Below are 18,246 nucleotides of genomic sequence, written 5' to 3'. Positions count from 1 at the left end.
AGCCTGGAGACTTAACAACAATGAACGAGATCGCCACGTTTTCTCAGCGCAGTGCCACCGAGCAACGCCTGCGTGAGGAGTTGGCTGCCTGCTACCGATTGATCGCGCACTTTCGCATGACCGATCTGATCTTTACCCACATCTCGGTGCGCATACCGGGGCCTGAGCATCACTTCCTGATCAATCCGTATGGGTTGATGTTCGATGAAATCACCGCGTCCAATCTGGTGAAGATTGGCCTGGATGGCCATGCCGTGGAGGCGTCGCCGTACCCGGTGAATCCGGCGGGGTTTGTGATTCACAGCGCGATTCACGGGGCTCGTGAAGACGCGCAGTGCGTGCTGCACACCCATACCAAATCCGGATGTGCGGTCGCGGCGTTGAAGTGCGGGTTGTTGCCGGTGAACCAGATCTCGATGGAGTTCTATGGCCGGGTTGCGTACCACGATTATGAAGGGGTGGCGCTGGACATGGGTGAGCAGGAACGTCTGGTGCGGGACCTTGGTGATAAGCCGGTGTTGATGCTGCGCAACCATGGTTTGTTGACTGTGGGGGAGACCGTCAGCCAGGCGTTTTTACGCATGTATTATCTGGAGAAAGCTTGCGAAATTCAGCTTGCCGCGCAGGCAGCGGGTGAGTTGGTGTTGCCGTCGGCGGAGGTTTGCGAACACACCGAGCGCCAGTTCAATGACCCTGGCCGGCCGCTGGAAGAAGGCGAGTTGAGTGACCCGGATGCCATGCAATTGGCTTGGGCTGCGATGCTGCGATTGCTTGATCGGGTGGCGCCGGGTTATCGGGATTGACCGATGTTCCTCTATTGATCGGGCTGGCCCCTTCGCGAGCAGGCTCGCTCCCACAGGGTTTTGTGTCGGGCACAAATAATCGGGTGCAACTCAGATCAAATGTGGGAGCGTGGCTTGCCCGCGATGGGCGCGACACGGTCTCAGAACCCTGCAACCGACTAGAGACTTTCCACCCTCTTGCTGTACAGTCGTTCAGCGCGCGGATTAACCCACCGCGTCCCTAACGATTGATCCCACGGAGAGTGTCGCGCATGAGTCAGGAAGCCCGTTTTTCCCGCATGGAGCCGGAGTTGCGCAAGGCCAATCTGATCGAGGCGACGCTGGTGTGCCTCAAGCGCCACGGTTTCCAGGGCGCCTCGATCCGCAAGATTTCCGCCGAGGCCGGTGTTTCGGTCGGGCTGATCAGCCATCACTATTCTGGCAAGGATGAACTGGTGGCCGAGGCCTACCGCGCGATCACCGGCCGCGTCATGAGCCTGCTGCGCGAGGCCATGGCCCATGCGGCACCCAACGCCCGCGAACGACTGTCGGCATTCTTCCGCGGTTCGTTTTCCGCCGAATTGCTCGATCCGCAATTGATCGACGCCTGGCTGGCATTCTGGGGCGCGGTGCGTACCGCCGAGTCGATCAACCTCGCACACGAACATTCCTACGGCGAGTACCGCGGCATCCTGCGCAAGGTCCTGACCGATCTGGCACAGGAAGAAAACTGGGAAAATTTTGACGCCGATCTCGCCGCCATCAGCCTCAGCGCCTTGCTCGACGGTTTGTGGCTGGAGTCGGGCCTCAACCCCGGCACGTTCACGCCGGAGCAGGGCATCCAGATTTGCGAAGCCTGGGTCGACGGATTGCAAGCGGGCGGTCGCCAACGGTTTTGCGTCCAGACGACGGGCTGTTGATCAGTCGTTCAGCAGTCGATACTCTCTGGCGCCACAGCAACAAAACACTCTAATAAGAAACACGCCTTCGGGCACACGCGGGACACCATGCGATGACTCCTCGGGTATTGATCGTCGACGACGATCCGTTGATTCGCGAACTGCTGCAGGCCTACTTGTCCCAGGAAGGTTACGAGGTGCATTGCGCCGCCACGGCGGAGCTGGCCGACACGTTCCTGGCGAGCCAGACGGTCGATCTGGTGATGCTCGATATCCGCCTGCCGGGCAAGGACGGCCTGACGCTGACCCGGGAGCTGCGGGTGCGTTCGGAAGTCGGGATCATTCTGATCACCGGGCGCAACGACGAAATCGACCGCATCGTCGGCCTTGAATGCGGCGCCGATGACTACGTGATCAAACCGCTCAACCCTCGCGAACTGGTGTCCCGGGCGAAAAACCTGATACGCCGGGTGCGTCACGCGCAAACGCCGCAACCGGTGGCAGCCGTCGCCAAACCGGTCAAACAGTTCGCCGACTGGGCGCTGGACACCGACCGCCGACGACTGATCGACCCGACAGGCGCCGAAACCCTGCTGACCCACGGCGAGTACCAATTGCTCAGCGTGTTCCTGCGCAACAGCGGCCACACCTTGAGCCGCGATCAATTGATGGACCAGATCCGCAACCGCGAATGGGTACCCAACGATCGCTCCATCGACGTGCTGGTCGGACGCTTGCGCCGCAAGTTGCACGACGACCCGGCCGAGCCGCAATTGATCATTACCATTCACGGCGCCGGTTACCTGTTCACCGCCAGCGTGGCGGCCTGAACCCGATGTGGCGGGTATTTGGCCTGCTGTTGGCGCTGGCCGCGACCCGCGCGATGGCCGCGGAAAAAGTGCGCTACTGCGACTACCCGGTCTACCCGCCAATCTCCTGGAGTGACGGCAAACAAGTACGCGGGCTGGCCCCGAGCGTGGTGAAAAACCTCTTTGGGCGGCTGGGTTATGACGTCGACATCGTCGTGCTGGGCAACTGGAAACGCTGCCTGCTCGACGCCGCTGAAGGCCGGGTCGATGTGGTGCTGGCTTATAGCACCGCGCAACGGGAGCAGAGCATGGTGTTTTCGACGGTGCCGGTGTTGCGCGAGGAGGTAGCGTTGTTCATCAATCGTCAGCACCCGGTGAAATTCGAGCGTCTGGAGGACCTGGCCCATTACCGTGGCGGGTTGCTGTTCGGTGAAAGTTACGGCGTCGATTTCGATCGCTTGGTCGCGCAACACCAGAACATCGAATGGGTCTCTGACAGCGGCCAGAACTTCGGCAAACTGATCCGCGCACGTATCGATTTCATCACCTCGGAACGACGCACCGGTCAGCTGTACGTCGAGAACCTGCCGGGCGCGCAAGACATCGTCGCGCTACCGAATGCCTTGAGCGTCGACTATTTGCGGGTGGCCATATCGCGCAAGTCCCCCTTGGCCAAGCGCATGCCGCAGATCGACGCGCAACTGAAACGCATGGTCGATGCTGGAGAAGTCGAGCAGTGGTTGAATGAAAGCGAAGTCACCTACCGTGACATGGTCAACCTGCCGGCAAACGCCAAATGATCCGCGCGCGTCCGGGTGGATTACTGCGACGTCTGCTGCTGTTTATTCTGTTGTTCAGCCTGTGTTTCACCGTGCTGGCGAGCACCGTGCAGCTGTACTTCGAATACCGCCGTGAGATGCGCGACATTGACTCGCGCATGGAGCTGATTCGGGCCGGTTACCTGGCCAGTCTGGAGCGCAGTCTCTGGGACTTGAACCAGGAACAACTGAACGTGCAGTTGCGGGGCCTGGTGGACTTTTCCGATGTGGCGCGGGTGCACCTGATCAGCCCCGATTTCGATCTGCTGCAAGGCAATGCCGACCCGATCGGGCCGTTGCGCATCGAGCGTTTTGAACTGGATTATCAACCGCCAACCGGGCCTTCACGGCACTTGGGCCAGTTGGAGGTCAGCACCGATCTGGGCGCGGTGCATCAGCGCCTGTTCGCCACCGGTTTGACCAGCCTGCTGTGGATGAGCGTGTTTCTGTGCGGTCTGGCCGTGGCGTTGTCGGGGCTGTTCTACCGCTTGGTCACCCGGCACCTGCAAGTCATGGCCGAGTTTGCCCGACGCATCGCTGCCGGTGACTGGCACGAGCCGTTGCACCTGGACAAACGCCGTCACGCTCACGAAGACGAAATCGACACCGTGGCCCACGCGCTGGACGACATGCGCCGGGCCATTCTCAGCGACATTGACCGCCGCGAAACCGATCGGCTGGCCCTGCAAGACAACCGCGATGAATTGCTCAGGCTGGTCGAGCGTCGCACCGCCAGCCTGATGCGCGCCAAGGACGAAGCCGAGGCCGCCAACCTCGCCAAGTCGCGTTTTCTGGCGACCATGAGCCACGAGTTGCGCACCCCGCTCAACGGCATTCTCGGCATGGCCGAATTGCTGCGCGGCGCACGTCTGGATGAGCGTGACGGCAAACGTCTGGATGCGCTGTACAAGGCGGGCGAAGGGCTGCTGTCGATTCTCAACGAAGTGCTGTATTTCGCGCGATTGGAGGAGGGCGTCAGTCACCCGGAACCGGTCGACTTTTCGGTCCGGCAATTGCTCGATGAGGTGCTGACGCTGCTGGAACCACGCGCGCTGAGCAGCGACACGACGCTGCACTGTCGAATCGATCCACAGGTCGCCGAGCGCCATCACGGAGCCGAGCAATTCTTGCGTCAGGTGCTGAGTAATTTGCTGGCCAACGCGATCAAGTTCACCGAGGGCGGCAAGGTTGAGGTCGACGTCGCGCTGCTGGCTCAAGGTCCGGAACAGACCGGGCAACGGCTGCGCGTGAGCGTGACAGACAACGGCATTGGCATCGCCCCGGCCATGCAGGAGAAGATCTTCGAACGTTTCACCCAGGCCAGCGAAGAGGTGGCGCAACGCTTTGGCGGAACCGGGCTCGGGCTGGCGATCAGCAAGCATCTGGTCGAGCAGTTGGGCGGGCGGATTGGCGTCGAAAGCGAAGTCGGGCGGGGCAGTTGTTTCTGGTTCGAACTGACGTTGCAGGCGTCTACCGGCCTCACCACGGTGGCGCACAGCAGCGAGTCGGTGCAGGCGCTGAAGGTGCTGGTGGTCGAGGATGTGGCGCTGAACCGCGAAGTGGTCAGCGGCTTGTTGCAGCGTGACGGGCATCAGGTCTGGCTTGCCGAAGAAGGCGAGCAGGCGCTGGCGCAGTGTGCCGGGCAAGCCTTCGATTTGATCCTGCTCGATGTGCACCTGCCGGGCATCAGCGGCGTCGAGCTGTGCAAGCTGATCCGCCACACCCAAGGCCCGAACCGTCAGGCGCGGATCTTCGCCCTGACCGCCAGCGTGCAGCCGGCCTTGATGCGCGGTTATCTGGAGGCCGGCATGGACGGCATTCTCGCCAAGCCGCTGAAGCTCGAAAACCTGCGACAAGTGCTGGCCGGGCAACTGCCGGTGTCCACATCGCAACCAGATGACGAGGCGATGGACTGGCCGCTGCTGTACACCCATCGGACCTTGCTCGGGGAGCAGAAACTGCAGGGCTTGCTGGCGGTGTTGCGTGACTCGATCCATCAGCATCGTGACGCACTCACCGAAGCCATCGAGGCTGACGATTGCACTGAAGTCGCCCACCTGGCCCATCGACTGGCCGGCAGCTGCGACTCATTGGGCTTTCGTGCGTTGGCCAATGTGCTGCGCGCTTTGGAAGAGGCCGCGATGGTCAATGATGAGCAGACGATGCGGACCTTGGCTTCTCAACTTCATGCGCAATTGCGGCGTTCGCAACAGACGCTGGCTGAGTTGTTGTCCCGCTGACGTACAAGTTCGTTACGACTTTTTACAACTTTGATCTTTACGGTCAATCGGACCTTACATGCGCTTCCAATAATCGAGGCAACCGCCACAGCGCGGTCTTCGAAGCTTATTGGAGATAATAATAATGAACTGCCGTAAAGCTGATCCTTCCCCGCGCCATGCCGCACACCTTGCTGACTATTGAGGTGCGAACATGAGCGAATCTACCGAAACCAAAGGCATCCAACTCACCCGCGCCCTGAAAAGCCGGCACATTTTCATGTTGTCGCTGGGCGGCGTGATCGGCACCGGGCTGTTCATGGGCTCCGGCGTGACCATCAACCAGGGCGGGCCGGTGGGCGCGATTCTGGCGTATCTGGTCGCCGGTTTCCTGATGTACCTGGTGATGGTCTGCCTGGGCGAACTGTCCGTACAAATGCCGGTGTCCGGCTCGTTTCAAACCCACGCCACCAAATTCATCGGGCCGGCCACCGGCTTCATGATCGGCTGGGTGTACTGGATGAGCTGGGCGACCACTGTGGGCCTGGAATTTACGGCGGCGGGCATGTTGATGACGCGCTGGTTTCCGGCGGTGCCGATCTGGTATTGGTCGGCGCTGTTCGTGGTGGTGCTGTTCGGTTTGAAGGCGCTGGCGACCCGCGCCTTCGGTGAAGCGGAATACTGGTTCTCCGGGATCAAGGTCGCGGCGATTCTGGGCTTTATCGTCGTCGGCGTGCTGGTGATCTTCGGCGCCATCCCGCTGACCAGTGGTGCTCCGGCGCCGATGATGAACAACCTGATCGGCGACTCACTGTTCCCCAACGGCCTGTCGGCGGTGTTCGCGGTGATGATGACCGTGGTCTATGCCTTCCAGGGCTGCGAGATCATGGGCGTGGCCGCCGGCGAAACCGATCAGCCGGAAAAAAGCATCCCGCGCGCGGTGCGCAACGTGGTGTTTCGCGTATTGATTTTCTACGTGCTGGCGATTGTGGTGCTCTCGGCGATTGTGCCGTGGCAGCAGGCTGGGTTGATGGAAAGTCCGTTCGTGCAGGTGTTCGACATGGTCGGCATTCCTTATGCCGCTGACCTGATGAACTTCGTGATCCTCACGGCGATTCTGTCGGTGGGCAACTCCGGCCTGTATGCCTCGACGCGCATTCTGTGGGCGATGTCCAAGACCGGCATGGCGCCGAAAAGCCTGTCGCCTTTGAGCAAACGCGGCGTACCACTGCGGGCGCTGAGCATCACCTTGTGCTTTGCACTGGTGTCGCTGATGACCAGTTTTGTCGCGGCAGACACGCTGTTCATGGTGCTGATGGCAGTGAGTGGCATGTCCGGCACCGTGACCTGGATTGTGATCGCGTTGGCGCAGTACAAATTCCGTCGGGCGTATCTGCGTGATGGCGGCAAGCTCAGTGATCTGAAGTACCGGGCGCCGTGGTTCCCGCTGCTGCCGCTGACGTGCATTGCGTTGTGCTGCTCATTGTTTGTGTTTCTCGCGCTGGATGAAACGCAACGGCCTTCGCTGTACTGGGGCTTTGGGTTTATTGCGTTGTGCTACGGCGCGTACTTCCTGATTCATCGCAAGCGCGAAGCGGTGTTGGCACCGAGTTTGCCGACCGTTTAATTTCCTGATTCCAAACGATTCCCTGTGGGAGCGAGCTTGCTCGCGATAGCGGTCGATCAGTCAGCAGAGATGTTGAATGTGATACCGCAATCGCGAGCAAACTCGCTCCCACAGTTGTTTTGCGGTGGGCTGTAGGCAGTTGTTCGAAGTTGTAACAGCGCTATCTTCATGGCGCTGGATAAATAAAATAAATCCTTTAAATACAATTAGATAGACAGCTTTTTAAGCTGTTACAGCGCATTTTCCTGCCGATTGCCGCCTTACTGAACACTCGTTTAGTATGGCCTCAAGTCGCATCACCTCAGACCAATCACAATAATTCGAGGATTCGCATGACTACTCAATCTTCTCTGCTCAGTCAGGTTGAAGCCGGCGTTGCCTGGATCACCCTCAATCGCACGGCCCAGCGCAATGCGCTGGACATCCCGACCCTGAAAAACCTCCACGCCTTGCTGGACCAATTCAACGCCGACCCCGCCGTGCGAGTCGTTGTGCTGACCGGCAGCGGTCGCAGTTTCTGCGCCGGTGCCGACCTGGCCGAATGGGCCGAAGCCGAAGCCCGTGGCGCCCTTGAAACCTACGGCTGGACCGAAACCGCTCACGCCTTGATGAGTCGTCTGTACAGCCTGGAAAAACCGACCATCGCCGCCATCAACGGCACTGCCGTCGGCGCCGGCATGGACCTGACGCTGTGCTGCGATTTACGCATCGCTGCGCAATCGGCGCGCTTCAAGGCCGGCTATACCAGCATGGCTTACTCGCCGGACGCTGGCGCCAGTTGGCATCTGCCTCGGCTGATCGGTACTGAACAAGCCAAACGCCTGTTGTTCCTCGACGAATTGTGGGGCGCCGATCGCGCGTTGGCCGCCGGCCTGGTTGGCGAAGTCTGCGCCGATGAGCAACTGCTCGACGTCACCACTGAACTTGCTTCGCGCCTGGCCAACGGCCCGACATTCGCCTTCGCCCAGACCAAAAAACTCATGCGTGAAAGCGCTCAGCGCAGCCTGCCCGAGCAGCTGCAAGCCGAACTCGCCGCCGGCCTGTTGTGCGGCCGCAGCGAAGACGGCAACGAAGCCTTGCGCGCCTCGATCGAAAAACGCCCGGCCAATTTCATCGGTCGCTAAGTCCCGACACCACCTTCAGCACACGAACAACAGGTAGCCCCATGAATTTCCAACTGACCCAAGAACAAGAAATGTTGGTGGACGCGGTACGCAGTTTTGTCGCCAAGGAACTGCTGCCCCATGAGGAAGCGGTCGACCGTGCCGACGAAGTTTCCCCGGAGCTGGCGGCACAGATTCGCGGCAAGGCCATTGCCGCCGGTTTCTATGCCTTCAACATGCCGGAAGAAGTCGGCGGCGGCGGTCTGGACTACCTGTCTCAGGCGCTGATCGAACGTGAGCTGTCGAAGGTCTCCTGGGCGTTGCATGTGTTCGTTGCCCGGCCGTCGAAAATCCTCATGGCCTGCACCGGTGATCAGATCAACGACTACCTGTTGCCGTGCATCCAGGGCGAGAAAATCGACTGCTTCGCGCTGACCGAACCGGGTGCCGGTTCCGACGCCAACGCGATCAAGACCCGCGCCGTCCGCGACGGTGATGACTTCATTCTGAATGGCAGCAAACACTTCATCAGCCACGCCGGCCACGCCGACTTCGCCATCGTCTTCGCGGTGACCGACACCTACGAGCACAACGGCCGCCAGCGCAATGCCGTGACCTCGTTCCTGGTCGACCGCAACACGCCGGGCATGACCATCCGCCGCGGTCCGAAGTGCGTGAGCAACCGCGGTTACCACACCTACGAAATGTTCTTCGACGATTGCCGTGTCCCCGCGTCCAAAGTGCTGGGCGAAGTCGGCAAGGGCTGGGACGTGGCCAACGCCTGGCTGACTGCCGGGCGCGTCATGGTTGCCGCCAACTGCGTCGGTCAGGCGCAACGGGCGCTGGATGTGTCGCTGCAATGGGCGGCGGATCGCAAGCAGTTCGGCCAGCCAATCGGCACCTATCAAGGTGTCTCGTTCAAGCTCGCGGACATGGTCACGCAGATCCGCGCGGCCGAACTGCTGACCCTGCACACCGCGTGGAAAATGGACCAGGGCACCATGACCGATGGCGAAGCCGGCATGGCCAAACTGTTCGCCAGTGAAGTGCTCGGCAAGGTCGCTGATGAGGCGGTGCAGATTTTCGGTGGCATGGGCCTGATGGATGAATGCCCGGTGGAGCGCATCTGGCGTAACGCGCGGATCGAGCGTGTCTGGGAAGGCACTTCGGAGATCCAGCGCCACATCATTTCCCGCGAATTGCTGCGGCCGCTGTTGCGCTGATCGGCCCGGAGAATGTTTATGTCGCAGACGATTCGTGACAACCTCAAACGCCTGCTCGCACCGCGCCATCTGGCGTTTGTCGGTGGCCGCAGCATGGCCCGCGCGCTCAAGCGCTGCGCCGAAGGTGGCTACCTGGGCGAGATGTGGCTGGTCAATCCGCAGCACGACACACTTGAAGGCGTGCCGTGTGTGCGCAACATCGCCGAACTGCCGTGCGGCCCGGACGCGGTGTTCATCGCGACCAACCGCGAACTGACCCTGACCTGCGTCGCCGAACTGGCGGCCAAGGGCGCGGGCGGCGCGATCTGCTACGCCTCCGGGTTTGCCGAAACCGGCGCTGAAGGCCAGGCCTTGCAACAACAGTTACTCAAAGCGGCTGGCAACATGGCGTTGCTCGGCCCCAACTGCTACGGCTTGCTCGACTACCTGCACAGCTCCGCGCTGTGGCCGGTGGCCCATGGCGGCAAACCGGTGGAGAAGGGTGTTGCCGTGCTGACCCAGAGCGGCAACTTCGCCTATAACCTGTCGATGAGCGACCGCTCGCTGCCGGTGGCCTACATGGCGTCGGTCGGCAATCAGGCGCAACTGGGCATTGCCGAATTGATGGACGTGTTGCTCGATGAGCCGCGCGTCACGGCCATCGGCCTGCACCTCGAAGGCCTGAAAAACGTGCCGGGTTTCGCCCGTGCCGCACACAAGGCGCTGGAGAAGGGCATCCCGATCATCGCCCTGAAAACCGGCGTGTCGCAGATCGGTGCCGAACTGGCGCTCAGTCACACCAGTTCGCTGTCGGGCTCCGACGCGCTCTACGACAGCCTGTTTGCGCGCCTCGGCGTGATCCGAGTCAGTGGCCCGGTGAGTTTTGTCGAAACCCTGAAAGCCGCGGCCTGCGGCCAGTTGCCGGCGGGTAACAGCCTGATTGCTTTGGCCTGTTCGGGTGGCGATGCCGGGCTGATTGCCGACTACGCCGAACGCAATGACTTGAGCCTGCCCAAGCTCGATGAAGGCCAGGTCGGGGAACTGGCACAGGTCCTTCCAACCTACGCCAACCTGGTCAATCCGCTGGATTTCACCACGGCGATCTGGGGTGACGGCGAAGCGTTGAACCGCATGCTCGACAGTGCCCTGCGCACCGAAGCCGACGCCGCGATGCTGGTGCTTGATTACCCGGCTGAGTTCACCGGGGAGCGCAAGGAATGCGACCTGCTGCTGGAGCTGTTTTGCGCCGCGCTGGTGCGCCACGGCAAGACCGGTTTCGTCACCTCGGCGTTTCCCGAATTGCTTCCGGCTCACGCTCGTGAACGTCTGCATGCGCAAGGCGTCGCTGCGTTGCAAGGCGTGGAAGACGGCTTGGCGGCGTGGGGACGAATCGCCGGTTATCAACGCAATCGTCAGGCGCTGCTGGCGCTCGGTGAGTCGGCGCTGGTGCCGCACTGTCCGCACGCCTTGGTTGGCGAAGGACGATTGCTCAACGAGTGGGATTCGAAAAAAGCATTGCATGCCTTCGGCCTGCCGACGCCCAACGGCGTAATGAGCACGCCGGACAACGCGCTGAGTGACGCCGACGCACTGGGTTATCCGTTGGTGCTCAAAGCGGTCAGCGCGCAACTGCCACACAAAACCGAAGCCGGTGCCGTAGCGCTGAACCTCAAGGACGCCACGGCCCTGAGCGCCGCCCTGGAAAAAATGCGCGCAAGCATTGCCGAGTACGCACCGCAGGTGCCGTTCGATCACGTGCTGCTGGAGCCGATGGCTAAACCGCCGCTGGCTGAATTGATCGTCGGTATCAAACGCGAAAACGACTTCGGCCTCGCCTTGGTTATCGGTGCTGGCGGGATTCTGGTGGAGTTGCTCAAAGACAGCCGCAGCCTGCTGCTGCCGACCACCGACGGCGCCATTCGCAAGGCCGTTTTAAGCCTGCGCAGTGCGGCGTTGCTGCAAGGGTTTCGCGGACGCGAAGCGGCGGATCTGGATTCGCTGGTGACAGCGATCCGTGCGGTGGCCGATTACGCCTGCGAAAACGCCGGGCAGTTGCTGGAACTCGATGTGAACCCATTGTTGGTCGGTGCCGCTGGCACGACTGCGGTCGATGCGTTGATTCGCCTTGGCCACGAGTGAGGATGTGAACATGCAAACCACAACATTGACCGGTGGCCAGGCCCTGGTGCGTCTGCTGGCCAACTACGGCGTCGACACCGTGTTCGGCATTCCCGGCGTGCACACGCTGGAGTTGTATCGCGGCTTGCCCGGCAGCGGCATACGCCACGTCTTGACCCGCCACGAGCAGGGCGCCAGTTTCATGGCTGACGGCTATGCACGCGTCAGCGGCAAACCGGGCGTGTGCTTCATCATCACCGGACCGGGCGTGACCAATGCTGCCACCGGTATCGGCCAGGCGTATGCCGACTCGATTCCGATGCTGGTGATTTCCAGCGTCAACCACACCGCCAGCCTCGGCAAGGGTTGGGGTTGTCTGCACGAGACCCAGGACCAACGCGCGATCACCGCACCGATCACCGCGTTCTCGGCGGTCGCATTGAGCGCCGAGGACCTGCCCGAACTGATCGCCCGGGCCTACGCGGTGTTCGACAGCGAGCGTCCACGCCCGGTGCACATCTCGGTGCCGCTGGACGTGTTGTCGGCAAAAATCAGCCGCGACTGGAGCAACGACGTGGTCCGTCGTCCAGGTCGTGGCGCCGCCTCAACCACCGCGCTGGACGAGGCTGTGGCCAAGCTGCAAAACGCCAAGCGGCCGATGATCATTGCCGGTGGCGGCGCGTTGAATGCGCAACAAGCGCTGCAAGAGATCAGCACCCGACTCGCTGCGCCGCTGTTCACCAGCGTCGCCGGCAAAGGTTTGTTGCCGCCGGATGCGCCGCTGAGCGCGGGCTCGACCCTGTGCGTTGAACCCGGCTGGAACCTGATCGCCGAGGCCGATGTTGTGCTGGCGGTCGGCACTGAAATGGCCGACACCGATTTCTGGCGCGAGCGCTTGCCGCTGAATGCCGAACTGCTGCGCGTGGACATCGACCCGCGCAAGTTCAACGATTTCTACCCGTGTGCGGTGGCATTGCACGGTGATGCCCAACAAACCCTCGTCGCGCTGCTGGAACGTCTGCCGTCCACCGCGCGTGATGCCAGCGCAGCGATTTCTGCCGTCGGGGCCTTGCGCGAAGCTGTGAAGGCAAGCCATGGCCCGTTGCAGTCGATCCACCAGGCGATCCTTGACCGTATCGCCGCCGAGTTGCCGGCCGACGCGTTCATCAGCACCGACATGACCCAACTGGCCTACACCGGCAACTACGCCTTCAACAGCCTGGCACCGCGCAGCTGGTTGCACCCGACCGGTTACGGCACCTTGGGCTATGGCTTGCCAGCCGGCATCGGCGCCAAGTTCGGCGCGCCGCAGCGGCCAGGGCTGGTGTTGGTCGGCGACGGTGGTTTCCTCTACACCGCGCAAGAGCTGGCGACCGCCGTCGAAGAGCTCGACAGCCCGCTGGTGGTGCTGCTGTGGAACAACGACGCGCTGGGGCAGATTCGCGATGACATGCTCGGGCTCGACATCGAACCGATTGGCGTACTGCCGCGCAACCCGGATTTCGCCGCCCTCGGTCGCGCCTTCGGTTGCACCGTGAGCCAGCCGCAAAGCCTCGCCGAGTTGCAAACCGATCTGCGCCACGGCTTCAAGCGCAACGGCGTGACCCTGATCGAACTCAAGCACGCGTGCGCGCACTGATTTTCATTTTCTGGCAGAGGTATCGCCATGCGCTTTTCCGATCTGACTCAACGTATCGCCGGTGACGGCGCTGCCGCGTGGGACATCCATTACCGCGCACTCGCGCTGCAGGAGCAGGGTGAAGACATTCTGCTGCTGTCGGTTGGCGACCCGGATTTCGACACCCCGGCGCCAATCGTGCAGGCCGCCATCGACAGCCTGTTGTCCGGCAACACCCACTACGCCGACGTGCGTGGCAAGCGCGCCTTGCGTGAAAGCATCGCCAGGCACTACGGCCGCCGCAGTGGTCAACAGGTCTCGGCCGATCAGGTTATTGTCCTGGCCGGCGCGCAATGCGCGTTGTTCAGCGTCGCCCAGTGCGTGCTCAACCCTGGCGATGAAGTGATTGTCGCCGAGCCGATGTACGTGACCTATGAAGCGGTATTCGGAGCCTGTGGCGCTGTGGTGATTCCGGTGCCGGTGCGCTCCGAAAACGGTTTCCGTGTGCTGCCAGAAGACGTCGCGGCCCGCATCACCCCGCGCACTCGGGCATTGGCGCTGAACAGTCCGCACAACCCGTCGGGCGCCAGTTTGTCCCGCGCCACCTGGCAGGCGTTGGCCGACCTGTGCATCGCCCACGACCTGTGGCTGATTTCCGATGAGGTTTACAGCGAGTTGTTGTTCGACGGCGAGCACGTCAGCCCGGCCAGTTTGCCGGGCATGGCCGAGCGCACCGCGACGCTCAACAGCCTGTCGAAATCCCACGCCATGACCGGCTGGCGAATCGGCTGGGCGGTGGCACCACCGGCGCTCGCGGCGCACCTGGAAAACCTCGCGCTGTGCATGCTCTATGGCTTGCCGGACTTCGTGCAGGACGCCGCCGTCGTTGCACTGGAAAGCAACTTGCCCGAGCTGGAGGCCATGCGCGAAGCCTATCGCCAACGCCGTGATCTGGTTTGCGAATGCCTGGCTGATTGCCCCGGCGTGAAGGCCTTGAAACCCGATGGCGGGATGTTCGTGATGGTCGATATCCGCGACACCGGGCTCAGCGCCCAGGCGTTTGCCGACCGCTTGCTCGACCGCCATGGCGTGTCGGTGCTGGCCGGTGAAGCCTTCGGTCCGAGCGCTGCCGGGCACATTCGCCTGGGGCTGGTGTTGGGCGCGGAGCCGTTGCGTGACGCCTGCCAGCGCATCACCCGTTGCGCCACTGAATTGCTGGAGTCTCAGGTTTATGCATAACCATAAAGCGCTGTTTATCGATGGCCGCTGGCAAACCCCGTCGGGGCAGGGCATCGCCGAGGTGATCAACCCGGCCACGGAAGAAGTCGCAGGTTCAGTGCCGCTGGGCGATGAGCGCGATGTCGACAACGCGGTGGCCGCCGCACGCAAAGCGTTCAGCTCATGGTCGCGCACGCCATCGAGTGTGCGGGCCGGTTACATCCGCGCCCTCGCCGAGCAGTTGCGCGCGCGGGCTGATGAGATGGCTTCGGTTATCACCACTGAACTGGGCATGCCGGTGCAGTGGTGCCGCTCGGTGCAGGTCGACGGCCCGATCACTGGGCTGGAGCAGTACGTCGAACTCGCAGGCCTGATGGACGAAGTGCGTGAGGTCGGCAACTCGCTGGTGATTCGCGAAGCGGTGGGCGTGTGCGCCTTCATCAATCCGTGGAACTACCCGCTGCATCAATTGATCGGCAAGCTCGCCCCGGCGCTCGCTGCCGGTTGCACGGTGGTGGTCAAGCCGAGCCAGGAAACCCCGCTGCACGCCTTTTTGCTGGCGCAGATGATTGAAGCCATCGGCTTGCCGGCCGGCGTGTTCAACCTGGTCAGCGGGCCGGGCTCGAAGGTCGGTGAAGCGCTGGCCAAACACCCGGATGTCGACATGGTGTCGTTCACCGGTTCCACCGGCGCCGGGGTTCGCGTGGCACAAGCCGCCGCGCCGTCGGTGAAGCGCGTGTGCCTGGAACTGGGCGGCAAGTCGCCGCTGCTGATTGCCGAAGACGCCGACCTCGCCGCTGCTGTGCGCTACGGCGTGCAAGACGTGATGATCAACTCCGGGCAGACCTGCACCGCGCTGACTCGCATGTTGCTGCCGGCCAGTCGTTACGCCGAAGCGGTGGAACTGGCCATCGCCGAAACCCAAAGCCTGCGCATGGGCGATCCGCTCGACCCGCAGAGTTTCCTTGGGCCGATGTGTTCGGCGGCGCAACGGCGCACCGTGCGTGACTACATTCAGGTCGGCCAGCAGGAAGGCGCGCGGCGGGTGTGCGGCGGCGATACGGCCGACGCCTTCGAGCGTGGTTTCTACGTCAGCCCGACGCTGTTCGCCGATGTTGATAACCGGATGCGCATCGCCCAGGAAGAAATCTTCGGCCCGGTGCTGTGCCTGATTCCCTACACCGATGAAGCGCAGGCGATTCAGCTCGCCAACGATTCGCCGTTCGGCCTGTCCAGCGGTGTCTGGGCCGGCAGTGCCGAACGCGCCTTGCACCTGGGGCGGCAGTTGCGTGCCGGGCAGTGCTTCCTCAACGGCGCAGCGTTCAATTATCAGGCGCCCTTCGGTGGCTACAAACAATCGGGCAATGGCCGGGAGTGGGGCGAGGAAGGGCTTAACGAATTCGTTGAAGTGAAGGCGATTCAGGTGTGACCGCTCGATGGACGGGCTTGCATTTGCGACTTCAAACTCAACGTTGGTCAATGTTTAAGGAATTGTCATGAAAGTACTGATCGTCCACGCTCACCCGGAACCGCAATCTTTCACCGCCGCCCTGCGTGACCAGGCCGTCGCCACCCTTGAAGCTCAAGGGCATGAGGTGCAGGTCAGCGACTTGTACGCGATGAACTGGAACCCGGTGGCGAGTGCCGATGACTTTTCTTCGCGGGAGAACCCGGAGTACCTGGTGTATGCGCTGGAGCAACGGCTGGGTGTGAAAAGCCAGTCGCTGGCGCCGGACATCCAGCAAGAGCTCGACAAGTTGTTGTGGGCTGACCTGCTGATCCTCAATTTCCCGATTTTCTGGTTCTCGGCGCCTGCCATGCTCAAAGGCTGGATCGACCGGGTGCTGGTGTCGGGGATCTGCTACGGCGGCAAGCGCTTTTACGATCAGGGCGGCTTGAGCGGCAAGAAGGCGCTGGTGACCGTGACCCTGGGCGGGCGCGAACACATGTTCGGTGACGGCGCGATTCATGGTCCTCTGGAAGACATGCTGCGGCCGATTCTGCGCGGCACGCTGGCGTATGTCGGCTTCGACGTGCTGGAACCGTTTGTGGCGTGGCATGTGCCGTACATCAGCGACGAGGCGCGCAAGGAGTTCCTGGTGAGCTATCAGCAGCGACTGGAGCACTTGAGCGATGACCAGCCGATGCAGTTTCCGCGGTTGGCGCAGTTTGATGAGGCGTTGTATCCGTTGCCGGTTTGAGGCGGGTTTTTACCTGGCGTTTGATGGTGTTCTTTGCGGCCCCATCGCGAGCAAGCTCGCTCCCACAGGTTTTGCAAACGACGCAAATCCACTGTGGGAGCGAGCTTGCTCGCGATGAGGACAGTGAATCCAGCCCAAAAACCAATGGCTCGCCACCTGCCCAAGCCGGGCAGCCTGGGCAATGCCTATCAGGCTTAAATCTCCTTCACCGGCGTCTCACCCTCAACCCCTTTGATCAACCCGATGGCATGCAGGCAATCGGCCTTGTTCACATACGACTCGCCACTGGCGATGGTCTCGTGATTCCCCGCCCTCAACCGCCAGCGCCATTGTCCTTTGCCGGTGCTCGGGGTGCCCTTGGATTGCCTGTAAATCTCGAAATACATACTGCTCGCTCCATGCGATGGGTTATTGCGACAACCTGTGTGACGCGTCGTGGGCAAGCCTAGCGGAGCTGGCTTTTTTGGCCACCGGGCATTTGTTTCCAGGCATTTGAAAATATTTCTGCCAGCGCCGGCAGGCCGGTGGGAATGGCCAAAACCCCCTCTGATTCGCCCTTGCATCACCTCCCATGGTCCTGCTTAATACGACTCGACTCATGGCGTCGAGAAACTGTCGACGACCCCGGATTGTAGAAAAACCACTATAAAAAAGAGCAATCAATTGACTCATCAGCACGGAACGCAACTGGCCGGGCATTTGGCGTTATCGCTCGTCATCCCGGTGTTCAATGAAGCCGCCACCGTCGACTTGTTCCTCGCGCGGATCAATGACGTCTTCAAGGACGAGGCGCTGATCGGTCTGGAACTGGTGTTCGTCAATGACGGCAGCACCGACACCACACTGGATCTTTTGCTGGAACGCCAGTTGACGGACCCGCGCCTGCGCATCGTTGACCTGAGCCGCAATTTCGGCAAAGAAGCCGCATTGACCGCAGGTTTGCAGACCGCCACCGGCCAGGTCGTGGTGCCGATCGACGTTGATTTGCAGGACCCGCCCGAGGTTATTCTCGAGATGATTGCCCGCTGGCGTGAAGGTTATGAAGTGGTGCTGGGTCATCGTGTGAGTCGCAACACCGACTCCTGGGCCAAACAGACCTCGGCCAACTGGTTCTACCGCCTGCACAACAAAATCGCCGAGCAACACCTGCCGGAAAACGTCGGCGATTTCCGCCTCATGGACCGCTGCGTGATCGATGCCTTGCAGTCCTTGCCCGAGTCCCGGCGCTTCATGAAAGGTTTGTTCGCCTGGGTCGGTTTTCGCACCACCCAGGTCAACTACGAGCGCCCGGAGCGGGCGGCCGGAGCGACCAAGTTCAATGGCTGGCGGTTGTGGAACTTCGCATTGGAGGGCATCACCAGTTTCAGCACTGAACCGCTGCGGATCTGGACCTACCTCGGGCTGCTCGTTTCACTGATTTCCTTCTCGTTCGCCATCTTCATCATCGTGCGCACCCTGATTTCCGGTATCGACCTTCCGGGTTATGCCTCGTTGATGGTGGCGGTCACCTTTCTGGGCGGCCTGCAATTGATCGGCATCGGGGTGCTGGGTGAGTACCTGGGCCGAACCTACATCGAATCGAAACGCCGGCCGGTGTATCTGGTGCGGCGTGTCTATGACCCCAAGGACTGA

Annotated in this window: 15 protein-coding genes; 14 read left to right on the top strand and 1 reads right to left on the bottom strand. The window is 61.7% G+C overall.

Annotation, left to right across the window (positions count from 1 at the left end; genetic code table 11):
* The first annotated feature begins 20 nt into the window (after positions 1 to 20).
* The 13 genes from H8F22_RS06740 to H8F22_RS06680 all read left to right on the top strand — a co-directional run bounded on the left by H8F22_RS06740 (position 21) and on the right by H8F22_RS06680 (position 16,614).
* The gene (locus H8F22_RS06740) at positions 21 to 803 is read left to right on the top strand and encodes a class II aldolase/adducin family protein (RefSeq protein WP_194939868.1); all 783 of its coding nucleotides are present in this window, start codon (positions 21 to 23) and stop codon (positions 801 to 803) included.
* 251 nt (positions 804 to 1,054) lie between these two features.
* Entirely contained in the window at positions 1,055 to 1,702 is a 648-nt protein-coding gene (locus tag H8F22_RS06735; protein ID WP_027925899.1) for a TetR family transcriptional regulator C-terminal domain-containing protein, read from the top strand.
* A 92-nt stretch (positions 1,703 to 1,794) separates the two neighbouring features.
* Positions 1,795 to 2,511, top strand: a complete 717-nt coding sequence (locus tag H8F22_RS06730; RefSeq protein ID WP_194939867.1) for a response regulator — start codon at positions 1,795 to 1,797, stop codon at positions 2,509 to 2,511.
* 5 nt (positions 2,512 to 2,516) lie between these two features.
* The gene (locus H8F22_RS06725) at positions 2,517 to 3,290 is read left to right on the top strand and encodes a substrate-binding periplasmic protein (RefSeq protein WP_059181452.1); all 774 of its coding nucleotides are present in this window, start codon (positions 2,517 to 2,519) and stop codon (positions 3,288 to 3,290) included.
* Positions 3,287 to 5,548, top strand: a complete 2,262-nt coding sequence (locus H8F22_RS06720; protein WP_194939866.1) for an ATP-binding protein — start codon at positions 3,287 to 3,289, stop codon at positions 5,546 to 5,548. Before H8F22_RS06725 ends, H8F22_RS06720 begins: the two co-directional genes overlap by 4 nt.
* Positions 5,549 to 5,741: 193 nt before the next feature.
* Positions 5,742 to 7,154, top strand: coding sequence for an amino acid permease (locus H8F22_RS06715; RefSeq protein WP_194939865.1), 1,413 nt, complete (start codon positions 5,742 to 5,744; stop codon positions 7,152 to 7,154).
* Between the two features lie 332 nt (positions 7,155 to 7,486).
* A complete protein-coding gene (locus H8F22_RS06710; RefSeq protein WP_194939864.1) occupies positions 7,487 to 8,278 on the top strand; it encodes an enoyl-CoA hydratase/isomerase family protein in 792 nt (263 codons plus the stop codon).
* A 41-nt stretch (positions 8,279 to 8,319) separates the two neighbouring features.
* The gene (locus H8F22_RS06705) at positions 8,320 to 9,480 is read left to right on the top strand and encodes an acyl-CoA dehydrogenase family protein (protein ID WP_059181450.1); all 1,161 of its coding nucleotides are present in this window, start codon (positions 8,320 to 8,322) and stop codon (positions 9,478 to 9,480) included.
* Between the two features lie 18 nt (positions 9,481 to 9,498).
* Positions 9,499 to 11,598, top strand: coding sequence for an acetate--CoA ligase family protein (locus H8F22_RS06700; RefSeq protein WP_194939863.1), 2,100 nt, complete (start codon positions 9,499 to 9,501; stop codon positions 11,596 to 11,598).
* A 10-nt stretch (positions 11,599 to 11,608) separates the two neighbouring features.
* Entirely contained in the window at positions 11,609 to 13,216 is a 1,608-nt protein-coding gene (locus tag H8F22_RS06695) for a 5-guanidino-2-oxopentanoate decarboxylase (RefSeq protein WP_194939862.1), read from the top strand.
* Positions 13,217 to 13,243: 27 nt separating this feature from the next.
* A complete protein-coding gene (locus H8F22_RS06690) occupies positions 13,244 to 14,434 on the top strand; it encodes a pyridoxal phosphate-dependent aminotransferase (protein WP_027925890.1) in 1,191 nt (396 codons plus the stop codon).
* Positions 14,427 to 15,842 carry an aldehyde dehydrogenase family protein gene (locus tag H8F22_RS06685; RefSeq protein ID WP_027925889.1) on the top strand — a complete coding sequence of 472 codons (1,416 nt, stop codon included), beginning with the start codon at positions 14,427 to 14,429 and terminating at the stop codon, positions 15,840 to 15,842. The genes H8F22_RS06690 and H8F22_RS06685 overlap by 8 nt, the downstream gene beginning before the upstream one ends.
* A 67-nt stretch (positions 15,843 to 15,909) precedes the next feature.
* On the top strand, positions 15,910 to 16,614 hold the full coding sequence (locus H8F22_RS06680; protein WP_027925888.1) for an NAD(P)H-dependent oxidoreductase: 705 nt from the start codon (positions 15,910 to 15,912) through the stop codon (positions 16,612 to 16,614).
* Between the two features lie 194 nt (positions 16,615 to 16,808).
* Here H8F22_RS06680 and H8F22_RS06675 read toward each other — a convergent pair whose 3' ends face one another.
* Positions 16,809 to 17,000 (bottom strand): YegP family protein, encoded by a 192-nt coding sequence (locus tag H8F22_RS06675; protein WP_010462174.1) that lies wholly within the window; start codon positions 16,998 to 17,000, stop codon positions 16,809 to 16,811.
* 277 nt (positions 17,001 to 17,277) lie between these two features.
* Here H8F22_RS06675 and H8F22_RS06670 point away from each other — a divergent pair, with 277 nt between their 5' ends.
* Positions 17,278 to 18,246, top strand: a complete 969-nt coding sequence (locus H8F22_RS06670) for a glycosyltransferase family 2 protein (RefSeq protein WP_027925887.1) — start codon at positions 17,278 to 17,280, stop codon at positions 18,244 to 18,246.

Origin of the sequence: Pseudomonas mucoides, assembly GCF_015461845.1 — a bacterium.
GTDB lineage: Bacteria > Pseudomonadota > Gammaproteobacteria > Pseudomonadales > Pseudomonadaceae > Aquipseudomonas > Aquipseudomonas mucoides.
This window is presented reverse-complemented; position numbering and strand designations above follow the sequence as displayed.

Excerpts from the sequence above, each read along its gene's own strand:
- H8F22_RS06740 (WP_194939868.1), top strand. The coding sequence starts at position 21 with ATGAACGAGATCGCCACGTTTTCTCAGCGCAGTGCCACCGAGCAACGC.
- H8F22_RS06735 (WP_027925899.1), top strand. The coding sequence starts at position 1,055 with ATGAGTCAGGAAGCCCGTTTTTCCCGCATGGAGCCGGAGTTGCGCAAG.
- H8F22_RS06730 (WP_194939867.1), top strand. The coding sequence starts at position 1,795 with ATGACTCCTCGGGTATTGATCGTCGACGACGATCCGTTGATTCGCGAA.
- H8F22_RS06725 (WP_059181452.1), top strand. The coding sequence starts at position 2,517 with ATGTGGCGGGTATTTGGCCTGCTGTTGGCGCTGGCCGCGACCCGCGCG.
- H8F22_RS06720 (WP_194939866.1), top strand. The coding sequence starts at position 3,287 with ATGATCCGCGCGCGTCCGGGTGGATTACTGCGACGTCTGCTGCTGTTT.
- H8F22_RS06715 (WP_194939865.1), top strand. The coding sequence starts at position 5,742 with ATGAGCGAATCTACCGAAACCAAAGGCATCCAACTCACCCGCGCCCTG.
- H8F22_RS06710 (WP_194939864.1), top strand. The coding sequence starts at position 7,487 with ATGACTACTCAATCTTCTCTGCTCAGTCAGGTTGAAGCCGGCGTTGCC.
- H8F22_RS06705 (WP_059181450.1), top strand. The coding sequence starts at position 8,320 with ATGAATTTCCAACTGACCCAAGAACAAGAAATGTTGGTGGACGCGGTA.
- H8F22_RS06700 (WP_194939863.1), top strand. The coding sequence starts at position 9,499 with ATGTCGCAGACGATTCGTGACAACCTCAAACGCCTGCTCGCACCGCGC.
- H8F22_RS06695 (WP_194939862.1), top strand. The coding sequence starts at position 11,609 with ATGCAAACCACAACATTGACCGGTGGCCAGGCCCTGGTGCGTCTGCTG.
- H8F22_RS06690 (WP_027925890.1), top strand. The coding sequence starts at position 13,244 with ATGCGCTTTTCCGATCTGACTCAACGTATCGCCGGTGACGGCGCTGCC.
- H8F22_RS06685 (WP_027925889.1), top strand. The coding sequence starts at position 14,427 with ATGCATAACCATAAAGCGCTGTTTATCGATGGCCGCTGGCAAACCCCG.
- H8F22_RS06680 (WP_027925888.1), top strand. The coding sequence starts at position 15,910 with ATGAAAGTACTGATCGTCCACGCTCACCCGGAACCGCAATCTTTCACC.
- H8F22_RS06675 (WP_010462174.1), bottom strand. The coding sequence starts at position 17,000 with ATGTATTTCGAGATTTACAGGCAATCCAAGGGCACCCCGAGCACCGGC.